At 41.1% G+C, this 17,760-nt stretch carries 1 protein-coding gene; it reads right to left on the reverse strand.

Translation table 11 applies throughout. The annotated features are described in order from the left end of the window. Positions 1-37: 37 nt before the first annotated feature. Complete coding sequence (locus tag BUC16_RS02525; RefSeq protein WP_073367684.1) at positions 38-17,713, reverse strand: T9SS type B sorting domain-containing protein; 17,676 nt, start codon at positions 17,711-17,713, stop codon at positions 38-40. Between the last annotated feature and the right edge of the window lie 47 nt (positions 17,714-17,760).

A 17,760-nucleotide genomic window follows, 5' to 3' on the forward strand; every position in this document is an offset into this window, starting at 1 on the left:
TTTATTATGGGAACTCTGTCGTTTCCGGCTTAAATAATTATCTGTACAAGGTGAAATGACCAACAAATTCTCGGGAGTCATTTTCATTTTGCAGTTTTAAAACATACCAGTAATCCCCTGTCGGCAATTCTTTGCCGTTGTATTTACCATCCCAAGATTGTCCTTCTCTGTAAGTACCCACTTTACGTCCGTATCGATCAAAAACATGGAATATCAAATCTGGATAATTGATTGTGTTTGTCGGTGTCCATCCATCATTGTCACCATCACCGTTTGGCGTGAACACATTTGGAATTTTGATGTCGATGAATTCAAAATATCTCGTAGCCGTTGCCACACAACCGTTTGAATCGGTAACCGTAACGGTATAATCACCGGATTTGTAGAATATGAAAGAGTTTTGACTTCCAAAATCCACTTCATTTAGCGTGTATTTATACCCAGGACTTCCACCTGTCGTAGTTGCCACAATTTCATTTAATCCTCCATCGCTCAAGACCAATGTCAATGGGTCAATTTGTAAAATTTCGAAATCTGGCGTGTCTTTTTCGCAACCATTGGAGTGACGTGCCGTTATATGATGTATGCCCGGAGACAAGTTCGTGAACACGTTGCTCGCTTGATAAGAACCCGATCCGTCCAATGCGTAATCCACATCGGCAGGATTAGTAATACTGGCATCTATGGTCACCGTAACGGTTAAACTAGGTGAATTGTTCAAACAATCATAATCAACAATTGCTTTTGGATCCAATTTTACCGATGCCGGCAAAGCAACCGTAATTTCAGCATTACATAAATTTGCATCACGGATATACACCGTATGATCCCCTCCCGATAATCCTGTAAAATCAAACTGTGTTTGGGTTGCAGTACCCGGAGTAAATGGACCGTTGATTTTGTCCAAACTCACACTATAAGGCATTGTTCCCCCAGTAATATCAAGGAAAAAGGCGCCATCGTTATCACCAAAACACATCTCTGGGATAATGGTCAATGGATCCACTGACGGAATAATAAGAGGTGGCTCCTTAATTTCTATCCCCAAAGTATGAATGTAACATCCATTCTGGTCTTGGGCAATAATTTCATAAAACCCTGGCTGAAGCAGCTCAAATTTGTTTGAAACGAAAAACTGGTCTAAACGTGGTGATATGGCATATTTAATTATACCCGTTCCTCCAGAAGCATTAATTACTATTGTTCCGTTGTTGGCTCCATTACAGGTTGCATCCATTGCAACATAAGTTGCCGTTATTGGAGTGCTTGGTTCAGTAACGGTAATCAGGGCTGAAGTGGTCGAACAATCCAAGCTTGACACTTGAACTTTATAACCACCTGCGACAAGTTGGGTGAAAACACCTGGACTTGCCTGAACAGCAGCAAGAAGTGGATTACCTGAAGCATCTTGTAAAGTATATACATAATTGCCCAACCCTCCTTGGGCCGTTGCCACAATTACTCCCGTGGCATCTCCAGCGCAATTGACAACCGCGTTGGACAAATCCAGCTTAATCATCAATGTCGGCAATGGATCGATCTTGATGTCATTAGATATGTAACTGGTACAACCATTGGCATCTTTAACGTAATAATGATGCGTTCCAACAGCTACCGGGAATGTTGTCGACGGGTTGAATGTTGCAGCGTTATAAACAATTCCATCTGCGCTATAAGTGTAAGGAGGTGTTCCTCCAACGGCACTTAATGTAAGAGTGGTTAGATTGTTACACGTTTGGGTGGTTGCCACTACTAAACTAGCGGTTACAACTGATGGCTCTCCTATAACAATTGGTGTAGAAGAAGTAGCACTGCATCCCCAACCGTCACTCACGGTAATGGTGTATGTTCCAGCTCCCAAACCGCTAAACATAGGCGAAGCTTGAGGGCCACTGGCAGTAGCCGGCACCATAGACGTGGTGTTTAACGTGTATAAATAATTCGATCCTTGACCTCCTGTTGGCGGTGAAACAGTTATGCTGGCATTCCTGTCTCCAAAACAACTCACCGATGCCGCACTTGGACTTGCCGTAAACACGATAGGTGTTGGATTTGCCAAAAGTACATCAACAAAAACGGAACATCCTTTTGCATCTCTTGCACGAACCGTATAGGTGCCTTGGGTTAAGTCAATAAAACTAGTTTTCGTACTCCAAGGGGAAACAACAGTCGCTCCCAACTCCAATTGGAATTCATAACCTCCCGGCCATCCTCCCACGGCAGATGCCGAAATAGAACCATCATTATTTCCAGAAATACAAGTTATGGCTGTATGCGTTTCGGCAATAGTCAATGCTGCATTTGGTTGGTTGATGGTAAAGTTTTTGGTCGCACCACAATACGGACTATTGTTTAATGTAGCCGTGATTGAATAGGTGCCTGCAGCCAAAGCATTGATGGTGAATGGTCCTGCATTTGGACTTGTTCCAGAGGTAACCGGATTTCCTAATGCATCAACTATTGTATAACTGAATGGTCCAGCTTGGTCTGGATTGGTAGCCGTGATGGTTCTATCAATAATGGTAACATTGGCACTGCCATTTGTACCTCCAAAACAGGTTACATCAACAATATTGCTTATGGCAAGATCAAACGTATTTGGGTTGCTTACATAATGCACGTCTTGAATGCTGCATCCTGTATCCAAATTCTCGACAGTAATTAGATAATTCCCAATATTTAATCCCGTGAAAACTCCAGTCGTATTGGTAAAATTATAATTAGCTCCAATCACGCCTGTGGTCGCATTGGAATCAGCAACAGTATATCTCAGATTAGTCGGCGTTCCTCCAATACTGCTTGCCGAAACCGTGATGTCTTCCAGATTCGTACAGGTAATGGCATTGTTAACAGCAATATTTATTTTGTCCAAAGCAATAAATGGATTTAAGACAATAGGTGTCGTCGTAGTGCCGATACAACCTTTGTTGTCATAAACGTTTACCGTATAGCTTCCTCCCAATAAATTAGCCTCAGTATATACATTGCTGGCACCAAACTGTACTCGAGTTCCTCCTTTTAGGAATTCATAATTGACATAAACTCCTGAACCTCCCGTTACTCCCGTCACGGTAATCGTGGCAAAGTTCATGGCATTTGAACTTGAATTACAGCCAAATTGCATCACGTTAGGAGCAGGAACTACAATAATAGCCGGTTCAGCCACGGTAATGGTTTGAGTTGCCACACAACCCCTTCCTGAAGTTACCGTCACTGTATAATTTCCTGCTGTCAATCCGCTAAAAATAGCAGAAGTTTGGGTGGTAATTCCACCATCAATACTGTAGGTGTATATTGGATTATCGTTCACTCCAACGGCAGGAGGATTCATCGTCGCTGTTATAGTTCCATCATTTCCTCCATTGCAAGTAACATCCGTTTTTGAAAGGGCAAAACCAGTGATTGGAGTGGCTGCTCCAAAAGTTACCGGAATAGACTTGGTACAATTTGTTGTAACATCTCTAACGGTTAGTGTGTGCGTTCCTGCAAAAATGTTGGTAACGTTTGCGGAAGCTTGATACGCTCCTGAGTCTATGCTATAGTCATAATTACCCGAACCTCCTGTAGCGGTTAGTGTCAACGCACCATCCCCATCCGTACAACTTGGCAAAGTGGTGATAGCTGCCTGCAATTGCAAAGCCGGTGAAATAACAACTAAACCTGCTGCAGTAGTCGTACAACCATTTTTGTCTTTTACAATTACAGTATAGGTTCCCGGTGCATTCACGGTAAAAGTTGGACTCGTTTGGAATCCTGAACCAATGCTATATTCAAATGGAGCCATTCCTGTTGCCACATTTACAGTAAAAGTATAAGTGCCTGTAGAGCTCGGACATTGACTTAATCCCGGAACGGTTATTCCGGAAGGAAGAGGATCTGTTGCAATAGTAATCGGAAATGGTGTTGTAATCACGCAATTATTGGCATCTTTCAAATAAACATCCCAAGATGTTCCTAAAACTGGATCTAAAACTGCAGAAGCGGAAGTAGTATAAGTTCCTGCCGTCGCACCGCTTATCACGTACGAATAAGTGTATGGAGCAACTCCGCCGGAAGCAGTCACGCTTACTTGGGCACCAAAATTACAATTGGCATTGATAAATGGGTTTGCCGCTAAAGCCAATGGTGCAGGTTGTGCAACATTAATAGATGTTGTAGCAGTACATCCTGTAACCACATCAGTTACTACTATAGTTTGCGTACCTGCGGAATTTAATCCAGAAACTGTTATCGTCGGATTTGATTGTGGTACACTTGCAATTCCTCCATTGATTGAATAAGTATATGTGCCTGCAAAATTTGCAACCGAAAACAACACTTCTCCATTAGTTCCTGGATTACAAGTCACGTCACTAATCAACTGGTCTGAAACGGTGATATTCGTTACCGAATTAACCGTGTATGATTCTTGGTAGGTACAGAAATTGGCATCCGTTACCTGGAACAAGTACGTATCAGGCAATAATCCTGTAAAGATTCCGCTTGAAGCTCCAGTAACATTCGATGTTGCACTTGCAGGAGACAATATCGCATAACTTAATGCACCAACTCCGTTTGTAGTAGTTAGTGTAACGGTACTTGTCAAGTTCGAGCAGGTTACTGCAGTTGAAACAAAATCTAAATTTGTTGGCGGATTCAATGCCGGAACATTTGTCGTTGCCGGAACAGTGCTTATACAACCATTGGCGTCTTTAATATAAGCTGTTACCATTCCTGCAATATTTGTGGAATAAGTATTTGTTGCCGTGTAATTCATGCCTCCATCAAAACTATATTGATAAGAACCTGTTCCTCCACTTCCTGTTACAGTAACAATAGCAGCTTGGGTTGCATTGCCTGCACCGCAAGTCAATCCTTGGGTAAGTGCTGCTGTACCTCCAACAATGGTAGGTTGAGTTATTGTTAATGGACTTGTTGCCGAAGCACAACTTTTACTGTCTTTTACAACAACTGTATAGATTCCTGCAGCATTCAATCCTGTAAACACATTTGAAGCTTGATAAGTTGTACCATTGTCAATACTGTATTGGTATGGTGCAATCCCATTTGCCGCCGTAATCACGACACTGCCATCGGAACCACCATTACAACTTACATTAGTTTGAGTAAAAGCAAATGTTGGAGTAGTTTGTGGTGTTATCATTACTCCCGAAGAAACAGCTTGGCAACCTTGAGTATCTGTTACTCTAAAAATATAGGCTCCGGCTGTTGATGTCGTTAGTACATTACTGCCCATAGCCGTATAACTCGTTCCCGCATTTGTAGAATATTCATATAAAGTGTAAGATGTAGTACCACCACCAGCAGTAAGTGTTACAACAGCATCTGGACTAGTCGTGCAATCCAACTCTTTTGTCAAGACAGCATTCAATGATAATTGTGGCTGTACGACATAATCTACCACGTTCGAACTACAACCATTGGCATCCACAATACTCAATTTGTAAGTCCCCGGAGCATTAATGGCATAGATTGGACTCGTTTGGTTTGAACCGTTAATAGTATAGGTTGCCGGGCTTACAGCTACCGTTTGTCCAATTGAAAGATCAATGGTTAATGGTGTTCCAACAAAACATTGTGATGCAGGCATAACGATAATTGGCAAAGCATCTGTTGCAATAGTAATTGGTAATGGTGTTGTTATCACGCAACCATTGGCATCTTTAACCCATACATCCCAAGAGGTGGCAATAGCCGGGTCTAAAACTGCCGAAGCCGAAGTAGAATAAGTTCCTGCCGACGCACCGCTGATTACATAGGAATAACTATAAGGCGCAACACCTCCTGAAGCAGTCACGCTTACTTGTGCACCAAAATTACAATTGGCATTAACAAATGGGTTTGCCACCAAGGCTAATGGTGTCGGTTGTGCAACAGTAACAGAAGTGGTTGCAGTACATCCTGTTATTTCATCTGTAACAATAATGTTTTGCGTGCTTGCTGTTGTCAATCCTGAAACAGTTACTATTGGATTTGTTTGTCCCGTGATAACTGTTGTTCCTCCATCTAACGAGTAACTATATGTTCCCGTGAAATTTGCAACCGTAAATCGAACTTCTCCATTAGCTCCCGGATTACAAGTCACGTCACTAATTAATTGTCCTGAAACGGTGATATTCGTTACCGGATTAACAGTATATGATTCTTGGTAAGTACAGAAATTGGCATCCGTTACTTGAAATAAATAGGTTCCCGGTGTCAAACCTGCAAAGGTAGTTGTCGTTTGTTGCGGTACAATAATTGGAGAAGGTGCAATGGTTTCATATTGCAATATGCCTACTCCTCCTGTGTGGCCCGTAATTTCAACTGTTCCAGGTGCCAAGCAAGTAACTGCCGATGTCGTGCTGAAAGTTAAATCCGTTGGTGGAACTAAAGCTGGTATGTTTACCCCATTTATTAAAGTATAAACACAACCTTTAGCATCTTTTACAAGAACATCAAAAGCAGTTCCAACATAAGATTGATAGGTATTGGTAGCAGAATAATTGGCTCCTAAATCAAAACTATAAACGTATGGCCCAGTTCCGCCAACGCCATTTATGGTTACTGTCGCCGGTTGTGCCGCATTTCCTGCACCACAAGTCAATGGCGTGGTCAAGAATGTAGTTGCCGTTAAAACCGTAGGCTGCGTAATTGTAATTGGAGCACTCGGATAAAGACATGATTTCGCGTCTCTAACCGTAATAACATAAGTAGTTCCAGCGGCTAATCCAGCGAACACGTTTGAAGATTGGAAAGTTCCAGTATTCAACTGATATTCATAAGGTCCAACTCCAGAAGTTACATTCACGGTAATCGTTCCGTCAGTACCACCATTACAGCTTACGTTAGTTACTGTAGGAGCAGCAAATACTGTAGTTGGAATTGGATCTAAAGTGAAAGTTGTCGTTGCCTGACACAGCGTTGCATTATTGGCATCCGTAACCCTGAAATCATACGTTCCTGCTGTTGTTGCGGTATATGGATTTGACGCTGCTGCAAAACCACCACTATTGAAAGACACTTCATACGTGTAATTAACAGGTAGTGTTGTATTTCCACCTGTTGTTGTTAAGGTAATTTCAGCATTTGGTATCCCTGTACAATCCAGTTCTTTGGTTAAAGTGGCCGACAAATTTAACTTCGGATATACTTCGTAATCCACGTTTTCCGTACAACCATTCCCATCTTTAATTACCAAATTATATGTTCCGGCGGCATTGAATGTAAAGCTTGGCGATGTCTGGAAAGCACTTCCGTTGACGCTGTAAGTTGCACCTCCAACGATGTCTGGATCTACAGTACCCGAAAAAGTAATCGTAAACGGCATGCTACCGTCGTAACAAATTGGAGCTGTTGGTGCCGTAATTGTAGGTACATCGTCTGTATTTAATGTTACGGTCGCTTGTTTAATACAGCCATATGCGTCTTTCACATAGACGATATAATTGCCACTATCCTTCATAAATGTATTGGAAAAGTTCCAATTACTGTCAGAAGCTGTGGGCGGACTATCTTCCAGACCTATTCCAATTGGATTTACATCCGGTAAAATCTGGTATTGGTAAGGAATAGGAACTGATACTTGAGGAGGCACCGCTGATGGGTCTTCCCTGGATACTGTGGTTCCTCCATGGGCAATGGCCACAATTTGTCCTGAATTGGCATTACAATTGGCGTTTTTTACTACTGAAACGGTAACTATTAAATCCGTTGCAGATTCATATATATCAAAAGGAAGAGTAGCGCTTTTACAACCGTCATTAGTTCCCCCATGTTCGGTAATGACCACATAATAAGAACCTGGAGAAAGTCCACCAATCAAAGGCATTGCAAAAGGATAAGCACCAACAATTATTCCAGAAACTTGATTTGCCGGCAAAATTGGTAAATTGGTTTTGGAATCATATACAACATAATCTACCGATGTAGGAGCAACATATCCTGAAGGCGCAGTAGGTTCTTTATCCAATGTAATAGAAACAGTACCATCACCAGCTCCTTTACAGGTAACATCTGTTACCACCCGTAAAGTGGCTAAGCTAGTGACTTTTATTGTAGGAGTTGTTGCCTGTTTGATATATGAACAGCCTGTCGCCATATCATAAACTATAAAGGAATAAATTACTCCTTGAGTCAATCCTGTAAAAGTAGCTGTTGGTGTCCCTGGTATATCTTCAGTAATATAGGGTGCATCCGGCACGCCTGCGATAACATTAGGCACGCCCGGATACAAACCGGATACAGCATCCCTTTGATATATGGCAAAGTAAAATGGACCAGCACCCAACAGTCCCGAAGTAGCGGTAACTTTAACTGTACCACCGTCAGAACAACTTGCAGTCGATTGAATATCAATTGTTAAATCATTAGGCGGGGATGCAACTGTTATGTTCTTTTTAAGAGAACATCCATTGGCATCAACTACAGTTAAAGAATAAGTTCCATAATTTAATCCTGTAAACGTAAAGTTTGTACCAGGATTGTTGGTCTCTGTTTGTGTTGGGTCGCCAACGTTATTGGTTAGAATATAAGTGTAAGGAGCGGTTCCTCCTAAACCTGCACCTACATCTACCGTAACAGTTCCTAAAGTTGTTCCTCCCAAACCAGAACATTCTATATCTTTTTTTGAAAGGGTATAATTTAAAGTATCTGGCTGGTTAATGATAATTGTTTCAGTATCTATACAGCCATTGCCGTCTTTCACAGTTGCTGTATAAGTACCCGCAATTAATCCAGAAAACACATTAGATACTTGAAAAGTTGTACCATTTATGCTATAAGTAAATGGACCAACTCCTTTACTGGCATCAATGCTTACAGATATCGATGCTGTGGCTTCGCCGTTGCAATAGATATCTTGGGTTTGCGTAACTCCAGTAATATCAGGATTCACGGGTAATGTGGTAACAATTGGAGTTGTTGTTTCAACACTGCAACCATTCGCATCCGTAACTTTAAAAGTATAACTCCCGGCAACACTTGAATTAAATACATTGCTTCCCATAGCGGTATAAGAACCGGAAGCTTCTTTAGATTCATAAGTGAACGGAGCTTTACCTCCTGTTGCGGTTATCGTTATTTGGGCTGCGGCTAAAGTTGGATCTATATTACAAGTAATTCCTTTATTCAAAACAGAACTCAATGTCAGTTGCGGCGCGACAACTACTGGTGCACTATCGGCAGTACAACCATTGGCATCTTTTACTCGAATGGTGTAACTGCCTGCTGTAGTAACCACAAAAGTATTTCCTGCTTGATAAGAACCGCCATTATTAATACTGTAAGTCAATGTTCCAAGCCCACCAGAACCTGCGGCGGTGATAGTGTAACTTCCCACTCCCAAACATTGTCCTGTAGCAGAAGCCTTAACTGTAGGTATTGGATCTGTAGCAATGACAATGTCATACTTAATTGTACATCCATTAGCGTCTTTTATCCAAACGTCCCAATTTGCATTCGTCACAGGATTTAAATTGGCTACGTTAGCAGCTACATAATCTGTTGTTATTGGAGCCACTCCGTCTTGTTTGTAGGCATAAGTATAAGAAGCCGTTCCTCCTGCTGCAGTAACCGTAACCTGTGAAGTTGGTGTAAAACAGTTGGCGTTTACTTGTGCTATGCTTGCTGATAAAGCAGCTGTAGGTTGCGTTATTGTAATTGATGTAGGAGCAATACAGCCTGTAGTTTCATCTGTAAAGACAACATTATAAGTAGTAGTCCCTCCTAGATTTGGCAAAGTAAACACTGCAGCCGTTTGACCCGTGACGGCAGTTGCTCCATTCACGCTATAACTATAGGTTGTAAATCCGCTTACATTGTAACGTATCGAACCTGTCGTGTTTCCAAAACAATCAACATCCTTCAATTTTGTTGCTATAACCGCAATTGGCGTAACTGGATTTACAATATGTGATTCCGTATAATAACAGCCATTGGCATCCGTAACTTTAAAGATGTAAGTTCCCGGAGATAATCCCGCAAAAACGCCTGATGTATTTGAAGTCGCAGAGGCAGTTGGAAATATAATTTCGTAAGTCAATGTCCCCACTCCATTTGTTGCACTAGTTGTTACGGTTGTTGTGGTCGCAGTACACGTTATTGGTGTAGCCGTAAAGCCCAAATCCGTTGGTGGGTTTAATTTTAATAAGATGCCACTGCCTGATACAACACAACCTTTGGCATCTCTAACACTATAAGTATAAGGTTGATCCGATCCATTATCATTCAATGTTAATGTATTTACAGCACTGTAGCCACTTCCATTAAAACTGTATTGGTATGGTGCTGTTCCTGTTCCTAATGTTGAAGTTACTGTTACTGTTGCCGCTTGTTTCGTATTAGTGGCACTACATGCAAATGGAGTTACTGATGCTGTAGCCGCTAAAGCAGCAGGCTGTGTCAGGGTAACCATTTTAGTAATGTAACAATCCTTGCTGTCTTTAACATAAAAAGTATGTGTTCCATCTCCTAAACCTGTGAATAAAGATCCCGGAACATAAGTAACCCCATCTTTGCTGTAAGTGTAAGGTGCTACTCCTCCTGATGGAATTATTTGTACCGCACCATCCAAAGCACCATCACAAGATGGATTAACATCGGTAGTGGTTGCCGTTATCGGAACCAATGGATTTATTGTTGTCGTGGCGGTAGTCGTACAGTTGTTGGCATCAGTAATTCTAAATTGGAAAGTTCCAGCCGCTAAAGTCGAGTACACATTGGTTCCCATTGCGACATACGTACTTCCACCATCAGTGGAAACTGCATATGAATACGGGCTTTTTCCTCCTGCTGCCGTAATTGTAATAATTGCTGCTGGCCATATTGTACAATCCAACTCTTTTGTAATCGCCGGCAAAACAGTTAACTGTGGATAAACGATGTAAGTTGTTGTTGCTACACATCCGCTGGCATCTTTAAGGCTTAAAGTATAAGTTCCCGCAGCATTGATTGTGAAATTTGGACTGGATTGATATCCACTACCGATGCTGTAAGTTGGCACTCCAACATATGTTCCCGTAATGCTAATGTTAATTGGTGATCCAACATAACATTGGATGGCAGGTGTGTCAATCGTGGGTAAAGCATCACTTATCACGGTTACCGTGGTGGTTGCGATACAGCCTTTGGCATCTTTTACATAAACATCCCAAATTAAATTGGTAGCCGAGTTTGTGTCAACTGTTACTACATTGCTATTATTATAAGTTGTCGGAGCCGTTGCACCCGAAATTACTGCTGCATAAGTATAATTTATTGTTCCTCCTGAAGCAGTTATGGTAATTTGTGAATCGTCATTGTTACAGTTAACATGGGTTGCAGTTGCAGAAGATGCTACTAAAACAGAGGGTTGCGTTATTGTTACTGAAGCATTCGCAGTACAACCGGTTACCTCATCAGTAATCAAAATCGCATAGGTTCCCGCAGATTGATTGGCCAGGTTGATGGTTGTTGCTGTTTGTCCCGTAATAGTTGAGTCTCCATTAATACTATAACTATAGGTTCCCGAAAATCCGGAAACAGTATATTGAACCGATCCCGTATTTCCTCCATTACACAAAACATCACTCAATTTGTTTCCGATAACCGCAATTGGCGTAACTGGATTTACAATATATGATTCCGTATAATAACATTCATTGTCATCGGTTACTTTAAAGATGTAAGTTCCCGGTGATAATCCCGCAAAAACACCTGTCGTGTTTGAAGTTGCAGCAGTTAGAGGAAAAGTAATTTCATAAGTCAGCGTACCAACCCCTGTTCCAACAGTAGGTGTTACCGTAACTGTACTCGTTGTTGCATTACAAGTAATGGCAGAGTTGGTTATAGTGCCAACAATTGGTGAATTTAATTTTAATAAGGTACCACTACCTGATACAATACAACCTTTAGCATCTCTTACACTATAAGTATAAGGCTGATCCGATCCATTATCATTCAATGTTAATGTATTTGCAGCACTGTAGCCGCTTCCATTAAAACTGTATTGATATGGTGCTGTTCCTGTGGTAGGAACTGCAATGGTTATCGTCGCTGATTGTTTGGTGTTGGTAGCGCTACAACTAAAGGCTGTTGCTGTTGCAGAAACAACCAAAGCAGTAGGCTGTGTCAGGGTAACCGTTTTAGTAATAAAACATGCATTGCTGTCCTTGATGTAAAAAGTATAGGTTCCGTCTCCCAAACCTGAAAACAATGAACCCGAAACATAAGTAGTTCCATCTTTGCTATATGTGTAAGGTCCTATTCCTCCTGATGGAATTATTTGTACCGACCCATCCAAAACTCCACTACATGAAGGATTAACATCGGTAGTGGTTGCCGTTATCGGAACCAATGGATTTATCGTTGCTGTAGTTGTTGTAATACAACCTTTGGAATCAGTAATTTGGAATTGATAAGTACTTCCAACAGCAGTGGTATAAGTAAAAGTAGTCGCAGTTGGATATGCAATTGTTCCGGGTCCAGTTCCAGAAAGTACCGTTACCGTAAAAGGAGCCGTTCCACCAGAAATAGTTCCCGTAATTACAGCATTAGGACTGGCGGTACAATCCAATGTTTTGATATTGGTAATTGCCGTTGTCAATTGAGGCGCAATGACAATATTACTTATGGTCGCAGTACAATTGTAACTGTCTGTAACGATTATGTTGTGGGTTCCTGTTCCCACATTGGAGAACGTATTGCTGTTTTGAGCAGGAGCTCCGTCTAAACTATAAACAAAAGGCGAAGTTCCTCCTGAGACATTTACTACCAATGAAGCCTGATTCAAGCTGTCAAAACAGAGGTCTGAACTTGGATCCAAAGTAGCCGTTAAAGTTGGTGGAGCCACGACATTTATCGCAGCACCAACTGCGCTAACACATCCATTGGCATCTTTTACGAAAACAGTATAATTTCCTGCAAGCACATTGGTAAACTGTGCGTTTACTTGGTATGGTCGAATTACTGCAACTCCAGCGGCATCCCTCAATTCGTATTGGTAAGCCAAAGTTCCTCCTGCCCCAACTGCCGAAACGGTAGCCCCTGTAGAACAAGTAGCTGCCGTGGTTACCGAAGCCGTAACCGTAAGAGGTGATGGAGCCGTGATAATTTGAGAAAATGTTTTAACGCAAGTTCCAGTCGAAGTGGCATCGTAACGTATTAAAATTGCATAAGTGCCATTGGCCAATCCTGTAATAGTGTAAGGAGAAGTCAATTGGGTATTCCAAGTCGTTCCGTTATTTGTGGAATATTGAAACCCTTTTGTGGCATCAAAATTTTGTGCCGCAATAGTAATTTCACCATCATTTGCTCCAGAACAACTCACATTCTTGAATCCCGTGATGGAAGCATCAAAGGCTTTGCCAGTTGACACTGTTATGGTGAAATCTTTGGTAGTGATACACGATTTTGGTAATTGATAGACTATTATGTCATCAATTAAAGCGTCATTCCCATTATATAGAATACTACCAGAACGGATTTTAAATGTCAAATTAGTGTTATTCCCTGGATTTAGAGACAATGATTTTAGATTCCAAATCTCATTATTCTCAATTACACCTGTTGCTTGTGAAGCCACTACCACGCCTGAACCATTTACTAATTCTATTATGAAATCCGGTTTAGCTCCAGTTCGAGAAGCTCGTATCAAATTAGCAAGATACAAATCCACTTTTATGTCTTGATTTGGAATAATATCGACAATGGGTTTGCTGTATAAAACGCCATAAGGTCCAGCTGCAGAGCCAATATTAACCAATAAATATCTTCCATTTGCATTCGTTCCATTGCTTGTATGATCCGTAAAGTGGTACCAAGCTCCAGAATTATTACTACTTGGATCGTCTGGTCTCCAAAAAAAGCTGGCCACGGAATATTGGTTGTCTTCGACTGATCTTGTTGTACAAGCATAAGGTGCCAATACATGCTGATCGTTAAAACAATAAGCGCTTGCAATCCCCGGACTTGTGGTTGGCGCTCCAGATCCAAAATCTTCTTTCAACAAGTTGCTATAAGTGGGAACGCTTAATAATTTATAGGAAACACTGACCGTATGAGTTCCTGAAGGCACATTGGTAAAAACATTGGATGGAACATTCGTATTCGGAACACCGTCCAAAAGATATTGGTAACTATAATTGGCTCCTCCATTATTGGTTACGGTCACTGTACTGGTTGCAGTACCATCGCAATTGAAAACAGCTTCATCAACGCTAATAGTTGGTTCAACTGGTTTGGGGTCAATAATGATATTAGGCATACTGAAAATACATCCGTTAGCATCCCTGATGTACACCGTGTAAGTTCCTGGAGCTTTGTAAGCATCATTAACGCTTGTCCAAGTTGATTGATTGTCATAACTATATTCATAAGGAGCAGTTCCTCCTTGCGGATTGGTAATGCGTATTTTTCCTTCTCCCGAAGGGCCGCAACCAGCCAATTCGGACACTCCTGCCGATGCAGTCAAAGCTGTGCTTGGCTGAGTTATAGTTATTGGTTGCATTGTGCCATAACAAACGGATGTTCCTAAAGTGTAACGCACAATGGTATTGTAAGTTCCTGCAAATAAGTTGGAGAATGTTGGTGTCAGTAAATAAGTAACGCCATTGTCAATACTGTACGCCAAGGTATATCCATTGGCATTCGTTACATTAAAATTAATCACTCCCGTGTTGTCATTGTAGCATTTAATATCGGTATGGCTCATCGTATAAACCGGAGGCGGTATTGCAGCAACCGTAATTGAAGTGGTTGTCGTACAATTGTTGCTGTCCTCAACGACAATATTATAAATTCCTCCTGTTGGAAGTGGATTTGTAACTGCAATTTGTGGTGTACTTTGGAAAACAGTGGTGCTGTTTACATAATAAATGAAAGGAGGAGTTCCTCCAACAGGATATACAGTTATCTCCCCATCGGTGCAAGTCAATGGTTTGGTAATTGCAGCCGTTGCGGTCAACAAATCTGGCTCTTTTATTTCAACAGTGTTGGAATAATCACAACCATCATCTGTCCTGACTCTTACTGTATAAACTCCTGGATTCAAATTCGAAAATTGATACTCGTTAGCTGCTATTGGGCCAACACTGTTAACCAAAGTTGCTCCTTGGGAAACACTAAAAAAATATTGCGGAAGCGCATCATTGGCTACCAATTTTATGGCTCCTTTGTCTCCTTTACAAAGAGGTTGGGTCAGGAAAGTGGAAACCGTAAAATTTCTTTGTCTAATAAGGATGTCGGGAACCGAGAAAATACAAGGATTTGCATTCACGCCTACCTGTTTGATGTAAACAGTATATGAACCTGCATTTATAACCGGGAAACTTGCATTTGGAAAAACATTGCTGGATTGATAAGGACCTGCGGAATTTAAGCTGTATTCATAGCCTGAAGGTACGCCTCCAACTGTTATTTGTCCATTAGTAGTACAAAGAATGTCCTTGGAAGTAACCGTGGGATTCAAAAAATTTTGATATACATTAAAATAAAACTGGCTAAAACAGCCTCCTGTATATCTTATGGTAAGCCTGAACTGGCCTGAAGTGTTTGCCGTATAATCTGCCCCAGTGCCTACAAGCGACCAAGTACAAGACGTGTTTTCATTGGCGCAATCAGGATTGACAACAGCCACGCAACTACCTTCATTCAATTTGTACCATTCAATCGCTGTTGCATCGCTAATTCCTGTTCGGATTACTCGAGTATCATTGGCACCACAAAGAAAGAGATTCGGCAATTTTTTTCCGTCATCGGGACAGGTTACCACCTCACCCAGATAAGGCAATTGCGCATAAGGAATTACGGGATTGGTGTTGGTAACCCCAAAATGCTTTACCGTAATCTCTTCAACGATACTTTTACAAGTGGATGCCGCGGTGTTATGAACATAATAAGTACCTATTTGTGTTGCGGTAAACGTTTGTCCAGTGCCAATTGGAGAACTACCGTCTGGATTTCTGGACCAGGAATAGGTGCTGTAACCATCCGAGGCTTTCAGTACCACGCTGGAGCCACATAAAATTACATTTTGGGTAAACTTGCAATTGGTAATATCTACCAAAAAATTCGTGGATTCTGGAGAACCTAATTTACAGGCAGTCGAGGCAAAACTACCTTCTTCCTGAAATACATTGGTGTTAATCACCCCTTGATAGGTCGCAAAAGCCTGGTTCTTTATTTCATTGGAACAAGCCGTAGTCAGACTATTACAATCAGGAACCACTTGTACATTTATACGTATTGTGTAAATACCGTCATTAACTTCTACCGAAGTGTTTGGAATATTGAAAATAACTGTCCTTGTAAGTGGATCATAGGACTTAAATGTTGCTCCACCTGCATTGGAATAATCTATATTGGTGGCGGGATTAAATGTGATATTTATGGGAAGTATATCTTTGATTGTAAAATTTTTGACATTATCATTACCCACACTTTGATAACTGATTTCATAGGTCAAACTTTGTCCTAAAGTAACATTACCGCCACCAACGTTAACCCCTGAAGTGTTTTTTACTATTTTGGTCAGGTCAATTTTTGGTGCAATAATGTCTACTGCATAAGCACTAAAAAAAGCATAAACGGGATCCGCCTGTCCCTTGGCCACCTGCAAGGTAAAATCGGTAGAAGTCTGATTGTTGTCAATGTATTCGGGGTCTGCACCGATAACTTCCAAAACACCGGTATCATAACCCAAGGTATTGGTTCCGGAAGGATTTCTAGGAGTTGAAACTCCATTGGTATTTTCTATTGTGGAGATGAAAAAATTATTGGCAGGTCGCAAAGGGGTCACGACTTGCTTTGTTCCAAATTCCAGTTTAGTTCCCCCTTGAGGTTTATCTCCGTCCAAAGCTGCATAAGCAAATTGTAAATCTACATTACCCGATGGTGGGGTTGTAAATCCAGTAACAGGAATTTTTTCAGTATGGGCTGAATATATATGACTAAATCCATCAAAGACACTAAATGATTTCATGTGAAGACTAGGATCTTCATAAACCACGAAAAGAGTCCAACCGGCTGACAACCCCGTTGTGCCATTAGCACCTGTGCTTGAAATTACATTGGCCACGGTGTAAGTTCCGGAAAGATTTGTCAAACCTGACAATAAACTGGTTACATCGGCAAAACAGGCATAAGGTGTATTCGAATCGGGAATAATGGGACTGGCAATTGCATCATAAACAATCTCGCCATTAATGTCATTGTATGTTGTGGCTCCGGGCAATTTTAATTTCACTTTATTGATATCAGTTCTACTCCCGCTCTGAAGCATTGCCCCCCAATACAAAGCGGCATAGGCAACCCTGTAACAAGTGGTGGCACTTCCGTCCTTTTGTGGTGGTACTGAAAGATCCGCACTACTGGAATTGAAAGTCGAAGCATCCCCATCAATATCAATGTACTGCATCGAAATATTCTGGTTGGCTAATGTATTGTCATTAAAAGGAAGATTGTCTTTTCCGAGAATATTGTTCCCGGCAACAATCATTTTTCCTCTTATGTCTATTTTTTTCCTTATTGAAAAAGTCTTGTAGGTTTGGGCATAAGATGACAAACCGATTAACCCTGTTAAGAGAACTAAAATCAGTTTAGAAAAAACAGGTTTTTTTATTGCTTTTATTAATCCATATTCTCCTCCTTTTGTTGAAATTATGGAGCGTTTAATCACACGGGAAGAAAACCCTTGTAACAAGAATATTTTGTTGACAATTAAAAAAAAGTCAATAATTAGTAGGTAGTTTTTTTTCATCGAGGTAAAATTGTTTACTTCAAGTTTATATTTTTCTAAATTAACCA

The sequence above is a fragment of the Flavobacterium fluvii genome, assembly GCF_900129545.1.
In the GTDB taxonomy this organism is placed as follows: domain Bacteria; phylum Bacteroidota; class Bacteroidia; order Flavobacteriales; family Flavobacteriaceae; genus Flavobacterium; species Flavobacterium fluvii.

What these genes read in the sequence shown, in the direction of transcription:
- BUC16_RS02525 (WP_073367684.1), bottom strand. Translation starts at nt 17,713, where the DNA reads ATGAAAAAAAACTACCTACTAATTATTGACTTTTTTTTAATTGTCAAC.